This is a genomic window from Streptomyces sp. MMCC 100 (assembly GCF_041538145.2).
In the GTDB taxonomy this organism is placed as follows: domain Bacteria; phylum Actinomycetota; class Actinomycetes; order Streptomycetales; family Streptomycetaceae; genus Streptomyces.
Genome location: NZ_JBGORK020000001.1, coordinates 3,270,493 through 3,288,621, shown reverse-complemented (window position 1 = coordinate 3,288,621; position 18,129 = coordinate 3,270,493). Strand labels below are relative to the sequence as shown.

Here is an 18,129-nt window from a genome sequence, read left to right as displayed (position 1 = left end):
GAGCGGGCATCCGGGTAAGGAGGCGCGTGCCGCGCGCCGGAGGAGGGGGGCACGTGGACACGACCACTGTGATCGTCGTGGCGGTGCTGCTCGCGGCGATCGTCCTCGCGGCGGCGGTCGCCGTGCTGGTGCGCCTGGTGCGCACCCGGCGGGACCTCAGGCGGGCCGGCCTTCCCACGGGGCCGCGCTGGGTCTTCTGGGGCGCCGTCCTCTATTTGGTGCTCCCGGCGGACCTGTTGCCCGATCCGGTCTACCTGGACGACATCGGCGTGCTGCTGCTCGCCCTGCGCTCCACGCGCGGCCGGATCGGCGGCCGGCGCGGCGTCCCGGACCGGCGGCGGACCACCGGACCGCCCGGTGACTACGCAGCGTAAGGAAACCATTCACCCGTTCGATTCGTATAAGTCTCTGGAAGCCGAAGGAAGTCGGCGGACCAGGTGACGGCACAAGGGGTCGTCACCTGATCGGCGCAGCACCGACTAGGGAGAGACGATGCAACCGTTCGCGCTCAACTACGCACGGCCGGCAGTGGAGTTGGAAGCCACCACTCCGTACGTCTACGACTCCGGGCTGCAGTTGAACGTGCTCCTGGACGGGCGGGTGGCCGCCTGCGACCACGCACTGCTGAGAGAGCTGGGGACCACGACCTCCACCGCGGGGTCGAAGACTCACTTCGACGACTGACCACGGGCCGTCGAGAATGACCGTGTTGATCCTGACCAGTGAAGAGGACGTCACCGCGGACATGGTGGTGGTGCACCTGAACGCGTCGGGAGTACCGGTGGTCCGCCTGGACCCCGCCGACCTCACCGACTCCGTCGCGCTCTCCGGCGAGTTCGTGCACGGCTCCTTCCGGGGCCATCTGTCCTCGGGGGGACGTCTGGTGAGCATCGGGGGGCTGCGGTCCGTCTGGGTGCGCAGGCCGGGCGGCGCGGCGACCCGGGCCGCCGAACCGTCCCCCTGGCTGACCGAGGAGGCCGGCCAGGCGCTGTACGGCATGCTCCGCGGCTCGGGGGCACGCTGGATGAACCAGCCCGACGCCGCGCACCGGGCCAGGTACAAACCCTGGCAGCTGCGTCTCGCCCAGCAGTGCGGGCTGCCCGTGCCGGCGACGCTGATCACGACGTTTCCCCGGGCGGCGCGCGAGTTCGCCGAGCGCTACCCGGACCTGGTGGTCAAGCCCGTCTCGGGCGCCCATCCGCAGGATCCGCCGCTGGCGGTGCCGACCAGCAGGGTTCCGCCCGAGGCGGACTTCTCCGCCGTCGCGCACGGCCCGACGCTGCTGCAACGCCGGGTCGCCAAGCGTGCCGACATCCGGCTGACGGTCGTCGGCGACGCGTTGCTGGCCGCTCGCAAGACGGCACTCTCGAGCCTGGACCCCGCGGAGGTGGACGTCCGTTTCACAGCGTCGGACGAGCCGTGGCGGCCGGCCGAGGTACCGCCGCGCGTCGCCGAGGGGGTCAGGGCCTACCTGCGGGCGGCCGGACTGGCCTACGGCGCCCTCGACTTCGCCGAGGACGGCGACGGCACCTGGTGGTTCCTCGAGTGCAACCAGTCGGGGCAGTTCGGCTTCGTCGAGGTGGACACGGGCCAGCCGATCGCCCGCACCATCGCCGAGTGGCTGGCCCGGCCCGACGCCGCGGATCCGGTGGACGCGGGCGGCGGTCCGGGCACGGCGGCGGTCGGGTGAGACTCGGTGCGCCCGTCACGGGGCCGTCCCGGGACGTGGCCGCCCGTCGGCGCGGGCGCGACCGTCCGTCGGCGCGCGCGGGCCGTCCGTCAGCGCGGGCGCGGGCCGGGCAGCAGGGCGGTGCGCTGCCAGCCTGCGCCGGGGGACGGCTGGCGTTCGGCACCGGGCAGGTGCCCGGGGGCGCGCAACGGACGCATGACCACCTCCAGTTCCCTGCTCACACGCTCGGCGTCCCGCCGCACCTGGTCGGGGACGTCACCGCGTTCGGCGACGAGTCGGTCGTAGATGGGGGAATCCTGGAACACCCGTCAACGTGCCTTTCGTGTCGTCCGCCCCCGTACGGAGGCGCGACTGAGCAGTCTAGGCGCACGTTCACGCGGTGGTGCGCATTCCGCCAGGATGTGAACGGCCCTTCGGGCGCCGGTCGTGGAGCCGGGCCGCACGATCACGAGACAGGTTCCCGTGTCGTGGTTCGGACCGGCGCGGGCGGTCCGAACACGACACGGGCCGTGCGGTGCGGCGGTGTCACACGGCCAGCGACAGGCCGCCCTCACCCTCCGCGTCCAGCGCACCGACTTCCTGCGCACGCCCCTTGGCGAGCAGCAGCGCGTCCGCCTTCGCCACCGCGTCGTGGACGCCGGTCGTCGCCATCATCACGCACAGTGTGTAACTGACGTCCGCCAGCTCCCGCGCCGCCTCCGGCCTTTCCCTCTCCGCCTGAGCGATCCGCAGTGACGCGTACCGCGTCAGCAACTCCCTGACGACCTTCGGGTCCGGTTCGAGCACGAAGCGCCCCTCTCTCGGTTTTCGCTGCGTATGCCCGAACCCAGTCGAAACAGTCGCACCATGGACGCCCCCGTTCGCAATTGACCAAATCCCGTCCTTTCCTGTCCGACCGCCACCACGAGCGGTCGACGAGTCGGTTGAAAGCGGACGGATCAGCCGTCACTGTCGCAGTCGCAGTCGCAGTCGCAGTCGCAGTCGCAGTCAGGCGACCTGGCCGCTGTGCAGTGCGGTGTACGCGCCTCCCCCGGCCAGGAGTTCCTCGTGGCTGCCGGTCTCCAGGATCCGGCCCTCGCCCATCACCACGATCCGGTCCGCGCCCCGCACGGTGGACAGCCGGTGCGCGACGACGAACGTGGTGCGCCCGCGCAGCAGCCGGGCCAGGGCCTGCTGGACCAGCGCCTCCGAGCGGGTGTCCAGCGCCGAGGTGGCTTCGTCGAGGATGAGCACCCGGGGATCCCGGATCAGGGCGCGGGCGATGGCGAGGCGCTGGCGCTGCCCGCCCGACAGCCTTGCCCCGTGTTCCCCGACCAGGGTGTCCAGGCCCTGTGGCAGCCGGTCGACGAACTCCAGGGCGTTGGCGTCGCGCAGGGCGCCGCGCACCGTCTCCTCGTCGGCGTCGTCCATGCCGTAGGCGACGTTCTCCCGGATGGTGCCGTCGAACAGGATGGACTCCTGCGGCACCACCGAGACGAAGCGCCGGTATGTGCGCAGGTCGAGGGTGTTCATGTCGGTGCCGTCGAGCAGCAGCCGGCCCGAGGTAGGCCGCAGGAAGCCGATCACCAGGTTGAGCACGGTGGACTTGCCGGCGCCGGAGGCGCCCACCAGGGCGATGGTCTCGCCCGGTTCGACGGAGAGGGTGAAGTCGCTGACCGCGGGCCGCCCGTCGCTCTCGTAGAGGTGACCGACCCCCTCGAAGGTGACGGCTCCGTGCAGCGAGGTCAGCTCCTTCTTGCCCTCGTTGTCCTCCAGTTCCGGGGCCTGGAGCACCTCGCCGACCGAACGGACGGACTCCAGGCCCTTGGTGATGACCGGGGCGAGGCCCGCCAGCGTCGTCGTGGAGTTGGTGAGCGTGGTCAGGAAGGCGCTGAGCATGACGACGTCGCCGGCGGTGACCCCCCAGACGTCGTAGTACGAGATCAGCGCGGCACCCGCGAGCACCAGGACGCCGACCACGTTGAGCACGACCCAGGACAGCGAGCCGAAGCGGCCGTTGACCAGGTCCAGGCGCATCCCGGAGGTGAGCAGCCGGTCCAGGGTGCCGTCCATGCGGCGCAGCGCCTTGCCCTCCAGGCCGTGGGCGCGGGTGACCGGGATGAGCCGGGTCATCTCCGTGACGCGGGAGGACAGGGTCTCGACCTCGTGCCGGAAGCGCTCGTTGTGGGTGCGCAGCCGGGCCCGGAGCCTGGCCACGAGGACGGAGGCGGCGGGGACGACGACGAGGAAGACGGGCAGGAACTCGGGGGTGCGCACGGCGATGATGACGAGGCCGCCGGTGAGCACGGTGAACGCACCGAGGCCGGTCTCTGCGGTCTGCTGCACCATCTGTTCCACCGTCTCCACGTCCCGGACCACCTTGGCCTGCAGGACGCCCGCGCTGACCCGCGAGTGGTAGCCGATGGAGAGCTGCTGCATGCGCGTGCACAGCGCGGAGCGCAGGGCGGTTCCCATGCGGCGCACGCTGCCGTACAGGAGACGGACGTACAGCAGGTGCAGCGGGTAGTTGACCACCAGGATGAACAAGATGATCCCGGTGCTGGTCCACAGGTCCTCGATCGGTCCGTGCTGGACGACGGTGTCGATGATGGCGGCGGTGATGAGGGGCAGCAGCCAGACGGGGCTGTGCTTGACCGTGAACACGGCGACGGCGCCGGCCAGTCGGCGACGGTCGGCGCGGAACAGGTAGACGAGTGTGCGTATCGGGTGTTCGCCCCGGTAGCGGTGATCGAGCGGCTTTTCCATCGACGACGCCATCGGCGTGGTCCTCCTGGTGACCGAGTGGGGCAAGCGCTTGCTTCCCGCGCTTTCCTACCCCGTCGGCCAGGAGTACGCCACACCGTTCCGCGGAGTACGCCACACCGTTTTGCACCATGGAAGGGGACCCGCGCCTTCTCCCCCGTGGAGGGCGCGGGTCCCGGTCTCCGAGGGTGCGGTGGTTCGCGGTTGCGAGGTTGCCGGCCTCGGTCCCCGAGGGCGCGGGTCTCAGTCCCCGAGGGTGCGGGCGAGCTCGGTGGTGGCGCGCGTGATCTCGGTGTCGTCCTCGGCCAGCAGTCGCTCCAGTCCGTCCCGCCGGGCACGGACGGCCTGCCGCGCCGCCCGCTCCCAGGCCACCGGGTTCTCACGGTGGTTGAGCAGCTTGGGGTAGACGGTGGCGGTGGTCTCCCACTGGCGGGCGTCGGCGATGTTCTTGAGCAGCTGGATGATCTGCGCCCGGCAGCTCACCTGGGGCCGCTGCGCCAGCTCCCACAGGAAGGGGACGGTCGCGGCGGTCGCCTGTTCCACGACGAAGCCGTACTGGCAGATGCGCTTGCGCAGGTCGCCGAGGGCGGCGCGGGCGGTTTCGGCGTCACCCCGGGCGACCTTGCGCAGCAGCCGGGGAATGGCCGCCGCGGAGCCGGTGGAGTCCTGGATGTCACTCCAGGGCACACCGTCGAGGCCCGCCAGCAGGGCGGCGGTGCGGGGCGAGCCGGGCGGCTGCGTCTGACGGTCGGTGCGCTGGATGCTCGGCTCGGGTGTCGGAGCGCTGCGCATGGTGTGGGGCCCTTCCGCGGCAGTCGGGTCAGGTGAGGGGGCGGGTCGACAACGTGGCCCAGACCGTCTTGCCCGCCGGAGGACGCGGGGCCCAGCCCCACTCCTCCGCGAGGGCGTCGACGATGCACAGGCCGCGTCCGTGCTCCCGGAGTGCGGAGCCGTCGGACGGGTCGAACACGGGTCCGTTGTCCCCGGGGTCGGAGACAGTCAGCGTCAGCCGGGCCGGGCCCAGTACGAGCCCGAGCCTGATCTCCGGCGCGCCGGCCGCAGCCGACGGCACCGCGTGCGTCACGGCGTTGGAGACGAGTTCGGTGACCACGAGGACCGCGTCGTCACCGCGGTGCTCGAGCGACCACCCGCGCAGCGTGTCCCGCGTGAAGCTCCGGGCCCGGGCGAACCCCTCCCCGCCGCACGCGACGCGCAGCACGACGGAGACTGGCGGGCCGCCGGGGGCGGGACGCCGCGCGTGCGGAGCCGGCAGCGGCAGATCGGTCCGGCCGACGGCCCCTCGCGCCGGAAACGGAAGCCCTCCGGAGCGGCTCGTCGCGCCTGCCTCCGACACGGGTTCGCCGGGCGACCGGAGCGTTGGATGCGCAGGTGACGGCACAGCATCTCCCTGATGCGACGTCAGAACGGGACCTCAACCGGGGGGTTGACGCCACAGCTATTATCCACGCTTAGAGCGCTCGCGTGCAATTGCACGAGAAATTGCGCGAAAAAAGTCGGATGGGGGCGCTCGGGGACCGGCACGGCTCGGTCCGCTCCCCCGAACAGCAAGGAGACCGCGGTGCCACCAGCGCGCAACGGAGTGCAGGCCAGCTTGTTGGACGCCTGCTGGAAGAAGAGTCGGCACAGCAACGCCGAGGGCAACTGCGTCGAGGTCGCCCTCGTGGACGGAGGCATCGCGATGCGCAACTCCCGCTATCCCGACGGCCCCGCACTCGTCTACACCCCGGCGGAGGTGGCCGCTTTCCTGGCCGGCGCCAAGGACGGCGAGTTCGACCACCTGCTGTAGGGCGGGCGCGGCGCGACGACGCGGCGGCGGGGTGGCCCGCAAACGGAGCCCAACTACCCGATTCCTACGGGTGGATGCGGCGAGCGCCGATGGGATGAGATAGTCTTTCCCTCAAGTCTGCCGGTCTGCTGGGAGTCAGGATGTCCGCCGCGTCGCATCGCATCTCCCGTCTCGAGCCCTATCTGGACCGGGCCGAGCCGGCTCCGACCCTGCTGAAGATGCTCGTCGGCGTGCAGCTGGCGGGCTTCCGCGAGGACGCCGGCCTCTCCCAGGACCAGGCCGCCCGCGCCGTGGGGTTCAGCGGCGCGAAGCTCTCGCGCATCGAGTCGGGCAAGGGCCGCAAGCCCCCTACCGAGAGCGACGTCCGTGCGCTCCTCGAGCAGTACGGCACCGACGCCTACGAGGCCTCGGTCCTGCTCAAGCTGTTGCTGCGGGCCGGCGAACCGGGTTGGTGGCAGCGGTACGACAAGCGCCTGATGCCCGAGTGGTTCGACCGTCTGGTCGGTCTTCAGGAGGCCGCGGCGACCATCCGTACCTTCGAGATCCAATACGTCCCCGGTCTGCTCCAGACCGAGGCCTACACCCAGGCCGTGGTCGAGCGCGGTCTGCCGAACGCCCCCGCGGGCGAGGTCCGGCGCCGTGTCGAACTGCGCAAGCGCCGGGCGGAGTTGCTGGCCCGTGTTGACGCGCCGCAGCTGTGGGCGATCATCGACGAATCCGTGCTCCTGCGCGTGCTGGGCAGCCGCGACGTCATGCGTGAGCAGCTGGAGCACCTCGTCAGGATGGCGGAGAAGCCCCATGTGACGCTGCAGATCGTGCCGCTGGACGTGACGAACGCGTCGGCCCCCGCGATTCCCGTCACCTATCTGCGTTTCGGCGGCGCCGATCTGCCCGACGTGGTGTATCTGGAGCACATCAAGAGCGCCAACTTCCTCGAGGACCGGGACGAGACCGAGGAGTACCGGGTCGCGCTGGACCGGCTGGCCGACGAGGCGCTGACTCCGCGCGAGTCACTGGACCGGCTGCGCGAGACGATGGCGACGCGCTACGCCGCCGGCAAGTAGTAGAGCGGCCACGGCACGAGGGGCCACACGCGTCGCGTGTGGCCCCTCGTGCCGTCGTGCGGTGACCGGCCCGTCGGCGCGGGCGCTCAGCGCAGGCGCCCCAGCCCGCCGAACTCGATCCACTCTTCGGTGAGCTGACGCGGCGCCACCTCGGTGTCCGGGCGCCAGGTCGAGACCTCCACGAGTCCCGGCTCCAGGATGTCCATGCCTTCGAAGAGGGCCTCGACGTCCTTGGGCTCACGCACCCGGCCCCAGTGGCCCTGCGTCGCCTGGTCCATGAAGTCCGTGACGAACTTCCGCACCTCGGCGTCCTCGCTGACCAGCTGGCACATCACGGCGAAGCTGCCGGGCGCGAGCCGCTCGGTCACCCGGCGGACGACCGCCTTGGGGCCGTCGGTGTCGCTGTCCGGGATGCAGTGGAAGACCGAGTTGAACAGGACGGCGACCGGCTGCGAGAAGTCGATCAGGCGCTGAGTGTCCGGGTGGGAGAAGATCTCCTCCGTCGCACGCATGTCGGCGTGGATGACGGCGGTCTGGTCGTTCTGGTCGAGCAGGGCCCGGCCGTGGACGAGCACCATCGGGTCGTTGTCGACGTAGACGACCCGGGAGTCGGGGGCGACGCGCTGGGCGACCTGGTGCACGTTGTCCTGGGTGGGCAGGCCGGAGCCGTGGTCCAGGAACTGGCGGATGCCGTAGTCCTCGACGAGGACGCGGACGACCCGCTGGAGGAAGCGCCGGTTGTTCAGCGCCAGCCGGCGCGTGCTGGGGACGACCTTGTCGAGTTCACCGACGGCCGCCCGGTCGGCCGCGTAGTTGTCCTTGCCGCCAAGATAGAAATCGTACATACGTGCCGCTGTTGGCACGTTGGCGTCGATCTCCGTGGACAGCTGCTTGTCGGCTTGCATCGTTCCCCCAGCTCCGTACGGGCGCCAACTGGACTGGCATGACAGACAGTACATCCTAAGGACCCGGTGGTCAGCCAAACCAGAGGGCGGAACAAGTGGCCGCCAACCTGTTTTCGGTGCAACGGAGTTGGCGGCCACTCACCCGTCTCAGCCGCGCGCGGCCAGATACGCGTCCACTCCGGCTGCCTTGTGGGCCTCCTCCACGCCGACCAGGCCACCGAGCGCCTTGGCGTCGGGCTTCAGCACATAGGTGGACCGGCTGGCCGGCGCGGTCACGTAGGCGAAGTTCTGCGGGGTGCCGAGACCGGTGTCGGCGTTCTTCTGCGAGCGGTGCGCCTTGACCACGTCCTGCCGGGTGAGGCTGCCGCCCGCGCAGGCCTTCTTCAGGTCGGTGCCCATCAGCTGGGCGGCGTTGTATCCGGAGAGCACGCCGGAGTCGACGGGCTCGCCCGGGTACGCCTTCTTGTAGGAGGCGGCCATCTTCTTGACGCCCGGCAGGTCGGAGCTGACCGCCGGTGCGGCGCTGACCACGTGGACCATGGCCTCCAGCGCCGCCGCCGCGGGCGTCTTCAGCAGCTGGGGAGCGTAGCCGGGCGCGCTGGTGACGATCGGCACCTTCAGACCGCGGGCGGCGGCCACGCCGGCGAGGGAGGCGGTCTGGGCGGGCCCCGCGCTGATCAGGATCGCCTTGACCCCGGCCTTGCCCAGCGCGGACACCTGCGCGGTCAGGTCGGTGTCCGTGGCCTTGATCTTCTGTCCGGCGACCTTCATCCCCGCCTGCTCGGCGGCCCACTCGGAGCCCTCCAGCGCGTTGGCGCCGTAGTCGCCCTCGAAGTAGACGTGACCGATCGTGTCGCCCTTGGCGAGCTTCTCGGTGCGGGTGAGGAAATCGACGGCGGCGATCATGTCGATGTCGTAGGTGGTGCCGAGGACCTGTACGGAGTCCCGGCCGAGCAGGGAGGCCGCCCAGGCCTGCGGGAAGGTCAGCATGTGGTCCCGCTCGATGTCGTCGAGCAGGGCGGCGACCACCGGGGAGCCGATGACCTGGGGCAGGGCGACGACGTCCGGCGCGATGTCGGCGTAGGCGGTGACCGCCTTCTGCACGTCGTAGCCGTGGTCCTTGACCACGATCTCCACCTGGCGTCCGCAGATGCCGCCCGCGGCGTTGGTCTCGTCGGCCCACATCTGCTGGGCCTGCACGATGCTCTTGCCGAGGGTGGCGTAGGGGCCGGTGAGGTCGGTCAGCGCGCCGAGTCTGATGGTCTTCTCGCTGACTCCGGGGCCGGACTTGACGCCGTCGGCGGCGTCGTCGGTGCTCCCGCCGTCCGCCTTGGAGCTGCAGGCGGTGCCCGCGAGCAGCACGGCGGCCAGTGCCGCGGCCAGGGCGGCGGTCCGGGCGGTGCGGGGCCTGGGGTGCGTGACGTTCACGGGGTGTGCTCCTTGGCTCGTGCGGTGGTGTCGGTGGTGGCGGTGGCAGCGGGGCCGGCGTCGGTGGGTCCGGGCGAGGGACCGGTGCCGGGCGGGCCGGTGACGGGTGGGCGGCGGCGCAGGCGGGCTCGGGTGCGGCGGGCCAGTCCATGCAGGCCGTCGGGCGCGTAGAGGAGGATGACGACGATCGCCGCGCCGTAGAGGTAGCGGGAGGCCTCGGTCGGGCCGATCGAGCCGCCGCCCGACCCCGGCGTCGCCACCAGGGGCAGCTGGTCGGCGTAGCGGGTCATCAGCAGGGGCAGCGCGGTGACGAAGACGGCTCCGGCGGTGGCTCCGGCCACCGAGCCGAGGCCGCCGATGACGATCATGGCGAGGTAGTCGACGGAGAGGGCGAGGGAGAAGTAGTCGGGCACCACGCGGCGGAAGGAGAGTGCGAGCAGGACGCCGGCGAGACCCGCGTACATCGACGAGACGACGAACGCGGCCGAGCGGTACCGGGCCACGTGCACGCCCATCACGGACGCGGCGGTCTCGCTGTCGCGCAGCGCCACCAGGGCGCGTCCGGGCCGGCCGCGCAGCAGTCCGCGCGCGGTGAACCAGGTGAGGCCGAACAGGGCGAGGCCCAGGTACCAGAGCCGTTCCTCGGCACCGAACGGCACTCCGAGGACGGTGAGGCCGGGATCGGACTCGGCGAAGGTGAAGCCGCCCAGCTCCAGCGGTGGCACCGAGCGGCCGTTGAAGCCGCCGGTGACGGAGTCCGCGGTGAGCAGGACGTGGTGGCCGAGGAAGACCAGCGCGAGGGTGGCCACGCCGAGGTAGATGCCCTTCACGCGCCCGGCGACGGGACTGAACAGGCCGCCCGCGGCCCCGGCGAGCAGGACGGCGAGGACGAGGGCCACGGCGGGTGGCAGCCCGGGGCCCGGCTCGCCCGCCAGCCAGACGTAGCCGTAGGCGCCGACGGCGAGGAAGAAGGCGTGCCCGAGGGAGAGTTGCCCGGCGGTGCCGCTGAGCAGGCCGAGCCCGACGGCGCCGATGGCCGCGGCCATCGAGAACAGGCCGATGCGCAGCCAGAAGGCGTCCAGGTAGAAGGGCAGGGCGCACAGGAGCAGGGCGGTCAGCAGGAGCGGACCGCGCTTGAGGAGGAGCGGACGCGGGTCAGACACGGGCCGCTCCCTTCGCCGCGAAGAGCCCGGCGGGGCGCACCAGCAGGACGAGCACCATCACGGCGTACGGCGCGACGTCGCCGAAGCCCTCGCCGAGGACGTGCAGGTCGGACTGGTAGCCGGCGACGAACGCCTCGGTGAGGCCGATCAGCATGCTGCCGACCAGGGCGCCGACCGGGGAGGTCATGCCGCCGAGGATGGCGGCCGGGAATGCCTTCAACGCGATCTGTCCGGTGGCGCGTTCCAGTCCCGGCGCCGGGAAGGCGACCAGGAAGACGGCGGCGAGCGCGGCGAGGCCGCCGGCCAGGCACCAGGCGACGGTGCGTACGCGGGTGAGCCGTACGCCCATGAGGGCGGCGGCCTCGCGGTCCTCGGCGGCCGCGCGCAGCGAGAGCCCCCAGGGGGTGAAGCGGAAGAGGGCGAAGGCGCCGCCGATGGCGACGGCGGACACGACAATGGCGGCGATGCGGCTGTCGGCCACGGTCACCGGGCCGAGGTCGGTCACGGCGGAGCCCCAGGGGTCGCCGAGCGGCAGCAGGTCGCCGCCGATGCGCCGGGCGAGGTCGGTGACCAGGACGATGTCGATGCCGATGGTGACGATGGTCTGGATGTGGGCGGCGTGCGGGTCGCTCCCGCCGACGCGCTGCAGCACCAGCCGGTCCAACGCCCCGGCCACGGCGGCCGTCGCGAGGACCGCGACGGCCAGCGCCCCGGCGAAGCCGATGTCGTCGTGGAGGACGGCGACGAGGTAGCCGCCGAGCAGCAGCAGGGAGCCGTGGGTGAAGCTCAGGACGCCGGAGGCCTTGAAGACGGTGACGAAGCCGAGGGCGATCAGGGCGTAGACGGAACCCAGGGCGAGTCCGCCCAGGAGGCTGTCGAGGAAGCCGTTCATGCCGCGTCCTCCCCCGTGGTGTCGGTGCCGAGGTAGGCGCGGAGCACCTCGGGGTCGCGCCGGACCTCGTCGGGGGTGCCGTGGGCGATGGCCCGGCCGAAGTCGAGGACGGTGACCTCGTCGGCCAGCCGCATGACCAGGCCCATGTCGTGCTCGACCAGCACGACGGACAGGCCGAGTTCGGCGCGGATCTCCCGGACGACCTCGGTCATCCGGGTGCGTTCGGCGGCGTTCATGCCGGCCACGGGTTCGTCGAGCAGCAGGACACGGGGCTCCAGACACAGGGCGCGGGCGAGTTCGACGCGTTTGCGGTCGCCGTACGACAGCAGCGCGACGGGTGAGTCGAAGTGCGGGCCGAGGCCGGTCAGTCCGGCGATCTCTCGGGCCTTCGCGAGGTGTTCGCGCTGTTCCCGCACGGCGCGCGGCAGACGCAGGGCACTGGCGGCGAAACCGGCGTGGGACAGCGCGTGCCGGCCGAGCATCAGATTGTCGGCGACGGTGCCCTGGGTGGTGACGATGTTCTGGAAGGTGCGGGCGACACCGAGGGCGGCGATGCGGTGCGGGGCAAGCCGGGTCAGTTCGGCGGCGCCGAGCCGTACGGAACCGGCGGTGGGACGGTACAGGCCGGACAGGACGTTGAAGCAGGTGGACTTGCCGGCGCCGTTGGGACCGATGACGGCGTGCACGGTGCCGGGGGCGACGGTGAAGGAGACGTCGTCGAGGGCGAGGAGACCGGCGAAGCGCACGGTCACGCCGCGTACGTCGAGCGCGGGCGGTGCGGCGGCGGGGGCGGTCACGCGGCCCCCTTTCCGTCGGCACTGTCGGTGCTCTCGCCCAGGTAGAGGCGGCGTACGGCGTCGGTGCGCGCGAGTTCGGCGGCGTCGCCGGACAGCCGGATCTCGCCGACCTCCAGGACGTACGCGTGCTCTGCGAGCGACAGCGCCATCCCGGCGTTCTGTTCGACGAGGAGTACGGCGGTGCCCTGGGCGTTGATCTCGCGGACGACCTCGGCGATGCGGTCGACCATCATCGGGGCGAGCCCGAGCGAGGGCTCGTCGAGGAGGAGCAGGCGGGGGGCCGCCATCAGGGCGCGGCCGATGGCCAGCATCTGCTGCTCCCCGCCGGACAGCAGACCGGCGGCCTGGCGGGTGCGTTCCGCGAGCCTCGGGAACAGGGTGAAGACGCGCTCCCTGGCCTCACGGACCTGCGCGGGAGCGCGCCGGTTCAGGCCGAGCCCGCCGGCCCGCAGGTTCTCGTCGACGGTGAGTCCGGCGAACACCCGCCTGCCCTCGGGCACCTGGACGACGCCGGCGCGCACTGCGGCGACCGGGTCGCGGCCGTCGAGCACCGTGTCGCCGTAGCGGACGCGGCCGGCCGTGATCGCGCCGCGGTGCAGGCGCAGGGTGCCCGAGACGGCCCGCAGGAGCGTCGTCTTGCCGGCGCCGTTGGCGCCGAGCAGTGCGACGACGGCACCGTGCGGGACGGTCAGGGACACGGAGCGGAGGGCGGACAGTGCGCGCCCGTACGTCACGTCGAGGCTCTCGACGTGCAGCGCGGGCGCGCCGTCCGGTGGTGCTGCGGGCATCGCGGCTCCTTGGGACCGGGCCGGAGGGGCACGGTGACGGGTGAACGGGGGAGCTCACGACAGCACGGGCCCCGGTGGCCGTACAGGGGGATCGGGCGGGGTCGCTGCGGGGTCCCAGTCCGGGGCGGGCGAGTCTGTGCGGATGCCCAGACGGGCGGGGCGGGCTGATGTCCGGGGGTTCCCACCGACGGCGCGGGGCGGGGCGCCCCGGACGCTCCCGTGCGGGCGGCCGTCCCGCCGGAACGCCCGGAGACCGTCCGGGGTGCCGCGGCGTCCGGAGCCCCACCGCGGCGCGGGGGCCGGACGGCCGCCGAGGCGCCCGCGGCCCGCACTGCCCGGGACGCCGCACGTCCGGCTTCGGCGGTCGGAGCCGACGACCGGGGCGATCCTCGGGCAACCCGGACGGCCGCCCCGCCCGGCCGACGGGAAGCCCCGGGCCGCTCGGCGCCGGTCCGGGGCTTCTGGGGGGACTCCGACGCTTCCGGTCTCCGGGGCTTCCGGGTCTCCGGCGGCTCCGGGTCTCCGGGGCCTCCGGCGGCTCCGGGCCTCCGGGTCTCCGGGGCCTCCGGGCCTCCGGGCCTCCGGGCCTCCGGGCCTCCGGGCCTCCGGGGGACGGTTTCCGGACATCCCCCACCGCGCGCCTCAGTCGCGCAGGACGCGCCGGGCGGTGAGGGCCAGGCTGAACTCGACGACGTCGGCCGGGCGGGCCAGGGAGCGGCCGGTGAGTTGTTCGCAGCGGCGGAGGCGGTTGAGGACCGTGTTGCGGTGGCAGTACAGGCGCTCGCCGGCGCGCTGGGCCGAACCGTCGCACTCCAGCCACGTGGTGAGGGTTTCCAGCAGCACCTCGCGGTCGGCGGGCTCCAGGCGGAGCAGGGGGCCGAGTGCCTTCTCGGCGAGGGCCCGGCCCAGCTCGGGACTGGAGACGACCAGCGCGGCGGGGAGCTGGTCGGCCAGTCGCACCGTGCCGCCGGCCGCGGGGCAGATGGCCAGGGCGGTGTCCGCGAGCCTGCGGGCGTCACCGACGGCGGCGAGTCCGTCGACCGGGCTGCCGACGCCGATCCGCAGGCCCGGGAAGGGGACGTGGGACGCGGTCCCGGGCTGCTGCGGGTCCGTGAGCCCGTCGCGGGCACCGACCAGGACGATGCCGTAGTCGACCTCGGGCCCGGCGTGCCAGTGGACGCGGGCCCCGGGCGGTACGGCGGCGGCGCGGGCGGCGTCGGACCGGGCCGGGGGTCCGCCGGTGACGGCCACGACGACGTATCGGCCCTGTTCCGGCAGGTCCAGGGCCCGGGCGGCCTCGGGCAGGTCGGCGATGCGGCCGGTGCCGTCGAGCAGGCCGGCCGCCAGCAGCCGGGCCCGGTTCTCGCGGCGCCGGCCGATCTGCCACTCGGTCTGCCGGTAGGCGTCCGCGACGAGGGTGCAGTGCTCGTCGACGAAGTTCCACACGTCGGCGGCCACGTGCACGAGGAGCCGCACGTCCTCGGGTGCGGCCCTGGACGTCTCCTCGACCAGCCGCTGCCACACCAGCGAGCCGCCCAGGCGGAAGGCGTGCAGCAGGGCGTCCAGCGGGAGGCCCTGCCCGGCGCGTGCGGCGCCGATCCGCCAGGAGCAGCGACGGGCGGCGTCGCGGGCGCCGCGCGGGTCGAGCAGCGAGGCCACGCTGTGCCGCAGGGAGCGGTGGGCCTCCTGCCAGGTGGCGGTGGGGTCCTTCGTGACGGCGGCCCGGTAGGCGGGCTCCTGCTCCTCCAGCAGGGCCACCAGGCGGTCGGTCAGATCGGGCAGGTCGTCGAGCAGGCTGCGGGCGGCCCGGTGCAGGACACGCAGGGCGTCGGCGTCGATCAACGACGTGACGCCGGGTGTCCGCGGGCGTGGAACGGGCGTCAGCCCGGTGCGGATCGCTGCTCGTGACCGTACGGCGGCGTGCTGCATCGCGGTCCTCCCCAGGGCAGGGCTTGCGGAGGCGCCGCCGCGCGACGGGCCGTCCCGCCGCGCCGGGCCTGCCCCCTGACTCGTCCTGCCCCGAAGGATGGCATACCGTCCGGTCGGTCCCTAGGGTTGTGCACCGGTCTTTTCCTGGTGTCCGGCCACCCGCCGGGCCTCCTGTGCCTGTTCCGCCTGGCCGACCACGCGGGCCAGCTCCAGGCGGGACCGGACGCCGAGTGCGGCGAACACCTTGCGGAGGTGGTAGTCGACGGTACGGGTGCTCACCGCGAGGGTCAGCGCGATCTCGCGGTTGGTGGCGCCCTCGGCGACGTACCGCGCGATGCGCAGTTGCTGCGGCGTCAGGCGGGAGAGGCGGGTCGGCGTTCCGGCACCGGTGGCGTGCGGGGCGGCCCCGAGGGCGCGCAGTTCGGCGCGTGCCTGTGCGGCCCAGACGCCGGCGCCGCAGCGCTCGAAGCCGGCCAGCGCGGCACCGAGGCGGCCGCGGGCCTCGCGCGGTCTGCGGCGCCGGCGCAGCCACTTGCCGTACAGCAGCGCGGTGCGGGCCCGTTCGAAGTCGCCGCCCGCCTCGTCGTGCCGGGTGAGCGCGCGCCGGTAGAGGTCGTCGGCGTGGTCCGGCGGGGCGAGGAGCGCGTGGCAGCGGGCCAGTTGGGCGCCGGCCTGCGGGTCGGCGCCGAACGCCGCCCAGCCGGCGAAGTCCGTCAGAACCTCACGGGCGTCCTCCTGTCGTCCGGCGAGGACCGCGGCCTCCACGAAGCAGGGCACGGCCAGCCGCCAGACCGCGAAGTGGCCCCGCCCCGGCCCCGGGAGGACGAGGAGTCCGAGCCGGTCGGCGGCGTCGAACGGACGTCCCCGGCCGAGGTCTGCGCGGGCCGCCGCCCACTGGGCGAGGGTGGCCGCCTGGGCGAGCCCGTGCCGCCTGGCCGTGTCCAGGGCCGCCGTGACGTGCCGGGCGACGACGTCCGGGTCCTCCTCGATCGACGCCGCGAGGGCCAGCACGGCCCGGTGGTGCGCCGCCGTGTTGCGCTGCCCGGCCCGCAGCGCGGTGCGCAGCCCCTCCTCCGCGTGGGTGCGGGCCTGCGGGTGCCGGCCGGCGCGCAGTTCGGCGTAGGCGAGGTACTCCAGTGCCTGCGGCTCCAGCGCGTCCGACCCGAGCTGCCGGGCGGCGGCCAGGGCCCGGGCGCCGGCGCCGCGGGCCGCGTCCATGTCGCCGAGCAGCAGCGCGGCCGCCGCCGAGCGCAGCAGCGGCTCGGGCCGGTCCTCGGTCCTGCCCCGCTCCACCACCTGCCCGAGCGGGGCGCCGGCCCGGTCGAGCCGCCCTTCGAGCAGCGCCCGCATACCGACGCGGTGATCACGCACGGCGGACGCCGTGTGCGCCGCGGTGGGGCGGGCGGCGGTGTGCCGGTGCGGTTCGAGGGACCCGGCACCGCGCAGCGGCCGCGGTGGTTCGGGGCCGAGCGAGGCCAGGCACGCGGGCAGGTCGCCCGCCGCCCAGGCCGCGTCGGCGGCGGCCAGAGCGGCGGTCGCGGCGTCGGCGGGCGCGTCCGCGGCGAGCAGGGAGGCCGCCAGCAGCAGGGACTGGTGGGCGTCGCCGACCGGGCCGTCCCTGAGTTCCACGAGGCCGCGCACCAGCTCGGCCCGGCCCCGTACGGCAACGGGTGCGGCGCACTCTCGGGCCGCGGCGAGGAGCGGGCGGGCCCGTTCGGGGCACCCCGCGAGCAGGGCCTGCTCGGCCGCGGCGGTGTACCGCTCCGCCCGCCCCGCTCCGTCGGCCGTCAGCTCGGCGGCACGCGCGTACGCCGTCGCCCGCAGCCGGTGCGGGGCCGGCACCGTGCCGTCGGCCGCCACCGCCGCGAGCCGGTCCGCCTGCGCGGGGACCGGCGCCGGGCCGCTCAGGGACCAGGACCGGTGCAGCAGTCCCGGGAGCCGTTGGCCGCCGTTCTCCAGCACGTCGGCCAACGCACGGTGCACGGCGCGGCGCCGGTCCGGAGCGGCGGTGGCGTACACCGTACGGCGGACCAGCGGGCTGTGGAAGCGGAGCCGGTCGTCGGCCAGGGCGAGCTGCGCGGGCAGCGGTTCCGGACAGGGCCCGGGCCCAGGTGCCGGCCGCAGGCACCGCAGCGCGTCACGGACCAGGCCCGCGTCGACGTCCGGCCCGTCCGAGGCCCGTACGGCCGCCGCCACCGCCAGCAGCAGGTCCCGTTCCTGGGCGGACGGGTCCGTCGGCCTCCCGCCCGCGGCCTCGACGAGGGCCGCGGCGTCCGCCAGCGGGCTGCTGGACAGGGGCCGGTGTCCCCGCAGTTCGGCCGGTGACAGCCTGCGCACCAGGGCGGCGAGGAGGCCCGGGTTGCCCTCCGCCTCGGTCAGGAGCTGCTCGCGGACGTCCGGGGCGGCGGCGCCGTCGGTCATGTCGTCGAGCAGGGCGGCCGCCCGCGGCGGTGCCAGCGGGTCCAGGCGGACGACGGGCAGGCGGGCGAACTCCGGGGCGACGGCACGGTCCGAGGCGACGGAGAGGAGCAGGCCGACCCGCCCGACGGTGCCCAGGTGCTCCGCCGCGCGGGCGAGCGCGGTCCGGGCCGGGGCGTCCCACAGGTGCGCGTCGTCCACGCACACGAGCAGGGGTGTCTCGCCGGCCGCCGCCCGCAGGGTGTCGAGCAGTTGCCCGTCGGTGACGGGCGCGCCGTCCGGGCCCGGGCCACGGCCAGGGCCGAGGTGGAGTACGGGACCGGCCCGGAAGGAGCGGGCGGCCCACTGGAGCAGAGTGGTCCGGCCCAGCCCGGGTTCGCCGGTCAGCAGGAGCCGGCCGCCACGGGTGGGCAGCCTGTCCAACAGCGCGCGCAGTGCCTTCCGTTGAGCGCTGCGGCCGTGGATCCGCACGGCCGTGCGTACGGTCGTCTCTCCGGTCATTCCCG

18 protein-coding genes are annotated in these 18,129 nt (G+C 73.7%); 5 read left to right on the top strand and 13 right to left on the bottom strand.

Going from position 1 to position 18,129, the window contains the following annotated elements; all coding sequences use genetic code 11:
- Nucleotides 1-53 precede the first annotated feature (53 nt).
- The 3 genes from ABS735_RS15275 (at nt 54) to tgmB (ending at nt 1,690) form a co-directional block, all read left to right on the top strand.
- Nucleotides 54-374, top strand: a complete 321-nt coding sequence (locus ABS735_RS15275; RefSeq protein ID WP_373905627.1) for a DUF1232 domain-containing protein — start codon at nt 54-56, stop codon at nt 372-374.
- A 118-nt stretch (nt 375-492) separates the two neighbouring features.
- Nucleotides 493-684: a putative ATP-grasp-modified RiPP gene (tgmA, locus tag ABS735_RS15270; RefSeq protein ID WP_003978169.1), complete on the top strand. Its 192-nt coding sequence runs from the start codon at nt 493-495 to the stop codon at nt 682-684.
- Nucleotides 685-700: 16 nt separating this feature from the next.
- Nucleotides 701-1,690, top strand: a complete 990-nt coding sequence (tgmB, locus tag ABS735_RS15265) for an ATP-grasp ribosomal peptide maturase (RefSeq protein WP_373905628.1) — start codon at nt 701-703, stop codon at nt 1,688-1,690.
- An 89-nt stretch (nt 1,691-1,779) separates the two neighbouring features.
- On the opposite strand, the gene ABS735_RS15260 is transcribed toward tgmB, so the two are convergent.
- The 5 genes from ABS735_RS15260 to ABS735_RS15240 form a co-directional block, all read right to left on the bottom strand.
- Nucleotides 1,780-1,995, bottom strand: coding sequence for a hypothetical protein (locus ABS735_RS15260; protein WP_373905629.1), 216 nt, complete (start codon nt 1,993-1,995; stop codon nt 1,780-1,782).
- Nucleotides 1,996-2,215: 220 nt separating this feature from the next.
- Complete coding sequence (locus ABS735_RS15255; RefSeq protein ID WP_373905630.1) at nt 2,216-2,476, bottom strand: DUF5133 domain-containing protein; 261 nt, start codon at nt 2,474-2,476, stop codon at nt 2,216-2,218.
- Nucleotides 2,477-2,677: 201 nt separating this feature from the next.
- On the bottom strand, nt 2,678-4,447 hold the full coding sequence (locus ABS735_RS15250; protein ID WP_373905631.1) for an ABC transporter ATP-binding protein: 1,770 nt from the start codon (nt 4,445-4,447) through the stop codon (nt 2,678-2,680).
- 228 nt (nt 4,448-4,675) lie between these two features.
- On the bottom strand, nt 4,676-5,224 hold the full coding sequence (locus ABS735_RS15245; protein WP_373905632.1) for a hypothetical protein: 549 nt from the start codon (nt 5,222-5,224) through the stop codon (nt 4,676-4,678).
- 28 nt (nt 5,225-5,252) lie between these two features.
- A complete protein-coding gene (locus ABS735_RS15240) occupies nt 5,253-5,651 on the bottom strand; it encodes an ATP-binding protein (RefSeq protein ID WP_373905633.1) in 399 nt (132 codons plus the stop codon).
- A gap of 360 nt (nt 5,652-6,011) precedes the next feature.
- Here ABS735_RS15240 and ABS735_RS15235 point away from each other — a divergent pair, with 360 nt between their 5' ends.
- Entirely contained in the window at nt 6,012-6,239 is a 228-nt protein-coding gene (locus tag ABS735_RS15235) for a DUF397 domain-containing protein (protein ID WP_373905634.1), read from the top strand.
- Between the two features lie 140 nt (nt 6,240-6,379).
- Entirely contained in the window at nt 6,380-7,303 is a 924-nt protein-coding gene (locus ABS735_RS15230; protein WP_373905635.1) for a helix-turn-helix domain-containing protein, read from the top strand.
- An 86-nt stretch (nt 7,304-7,389) separates the two neighbouring features.
- Here the strand turns inward: ABS735_RS15230 and ABS735_RS15225 are convergent, their stop codons facing one another.
- The 8 genes from ABS735_RS15225 to ABS735_RS15190 form a co-directional block, all read right to left on the bottom strand.
- Nucleotides 7,390-8,208, bottom strand: a complete 819-nt coding sequence (locus tag ABS735_RS15225) for an SAM-dependent methyltransferase (RefSeq protein WP_373905636.1) — start codon at nt 8,206-8,208, stop codon at nt 7,390-7,392.
- Nucleotides 8,209-8,355: 147 nt separating this feature from the next.
- Nucleotides 8,356-9,636, bottom strand: a complete 1,281-nt coding sequence (locus ABS735_RS15220; protein WP_373905637.1) for an ABC transporter substrate-binding protein — start codon at nt 9,634-9,636, stop codon at nt 8,356-8,358.
- Entirely contained in the window at nt 9,633-10,799 is a 1,167-nt protein-coding gene (locus tag ABS735_RS15215; RefSeq protein WP_373905638.1) for a branched-chain amino acid ABC transporter permease, read from the bottom strand. Before ABS735_RS15215 ends, ABS735_RS15220 begins: the two co-directional genes overlap by 4 nt.
- The gene (locus tag ABS735_RS15210) at nt 10,792-11,691 is read right to left on the bottom strand and encodes a branched-chain amino acid ABC transporter permease (RefSeq protein WP_373905639.1); all 900 of its coding nucleotides are present in this window, start codon (nt 11,689-11,691) and stop codon (nt 10,792-10,794) included. The genes ABS735_RS15215 and ABS735_RS15210 overlap by 8 nt, the downstream gene beginning before the upstream one ends.
- Nucleotides 11,688-12,488, bottom strand: a complete 801-nt coding sequence (locus ABS735_RS15205; RefSeq protein ID WP_373905640.1) for an ABC transporter ATP-binding protein — start codon at nt 12,486-12,488, stop codon at nt 11,688-11,690. Before ABS735_RS15205 ends, ABS735_RS15210 begins: the two co-directional genes overlap by 4 nt.
- The gene (locus ABS735_RS15200; protein ID WP_373905641.1) at nt 12,485-13,276 is read right to left on the bottom strand and encodes an ABC transporter ATP-binding protein; all 792 of its coding nucleotides are present in this window, start codon (nt 13,274-13,276) and stop codon (nt 12,485-12,487) included. The genes ABS735_RS15205 and ABS735_RS15200 overlap by 4 nt, the downstream gene beginning before the upstream one ends.
- Before the next feature lie 642 nt (nt 13,277-13,918).
- Nucleotides 13,919-15,205, bottom strand: a complete 1,287-nt coding sequence (locus ABS735_RS15195) for a PucR family transcriptional regulator (RefSeq protein WP_373905642.1) — start codon at nt 15,203-15,205, stop codon at nt 13,919-13,921.
- Nucleotides 15,206-15,325: 120 nt separating this feature from the next.
- Nucleotides 15,326-18,124 (bottom strand): helix-turn-helix transcriptional regulator, encoded by a 2,799-nt coding sequence (locus ABS735_RS15190; protein WP_373905643.1) that lies wholly within the window; start codon nt 18,122-18,124, stop codon nt 15,326-15,328.
- Nucleotides 18,125-18,129 lie beyond the last annotated feature (5 nt).

What these genes read in the sequence shown, in the direction of transcription:
- tgmB (WP_373905628.1), top strand. Translation starts at nt 701, where the DNA reads ATGACCGTGTTGATCCTGACCAGTGAAGAGGACGTCACCGCGGACATG.
- ABS735_RS15245 (WP_373905632.1), bottom strand. Translation starts at nt 5,224, where the DNA reads ATGCGCAGCGCTCCGACACCCGAGCCGAGCATCCAGCGCACCGACCGT.
- ABS735_RS15230 (WP_373905635.1), top strand. Translation starts at nt 6,380, where the DNA reads ATGTCCGCCGCGTCGCATCGCATCTCCCGTCTCGAGCCCTATCTGGAC.
- ABS735_RS15210 (WP_373905639.1), bottom strand. Translation starts at nt 11,691, where the DNA reads ATGAACGGCTTCCTCGACAGCCTCCTGGGCGGACTCGCCCTGGGTTCC.
- ABS735_RS15200 (WP_373905641.1), bottom strand. Translation starts at nt 13,276, where the DNA reads ATGCCCGCAGCACCACCGGACGGCGCGCCCGCGCTGCACGTCGAGAGC.
- ABS735_RS15195 (WP_373905642.1), bottom strand. Translation starts at nt 15,205, where the DNA reads ATGCAGCACGCCGCCGTACGGTCACGAGCAGCGATCCGCACCGGGCTG.
- tgmA (WP_003978169.1), top strand. Translation starts at nt 493, where the DNA reads ATGCAACCGTTCGCGCTCAACTACGCACGGCCGGCAGTGGAGTTGGAA.
- ABS735_RS15190 (WP_373905643.1), bottom strand. Translation starts at nt 18,124, where the DNA reads ATGACCGGAGAGACGACCGTACGCACGGCCGTGCGGATCCACGGCCGC.
- ABS735_RS15250 (WP_373905631.1), bottom strand. Translation starts at nt 4,447, where the DNA reads ATGGCGTCGTCGATGGAAAAGCCGCTCGATCACCGCTACCGGGGCGAA.
- ABS735_RS15225 (WP_373905636.1), bottom strand. Translation starts at nt 8,208, where the DNA reads ATGCAAGCCGACAAGCAGCTGTCCACGGAGATCGACGCCAACGTGCCA.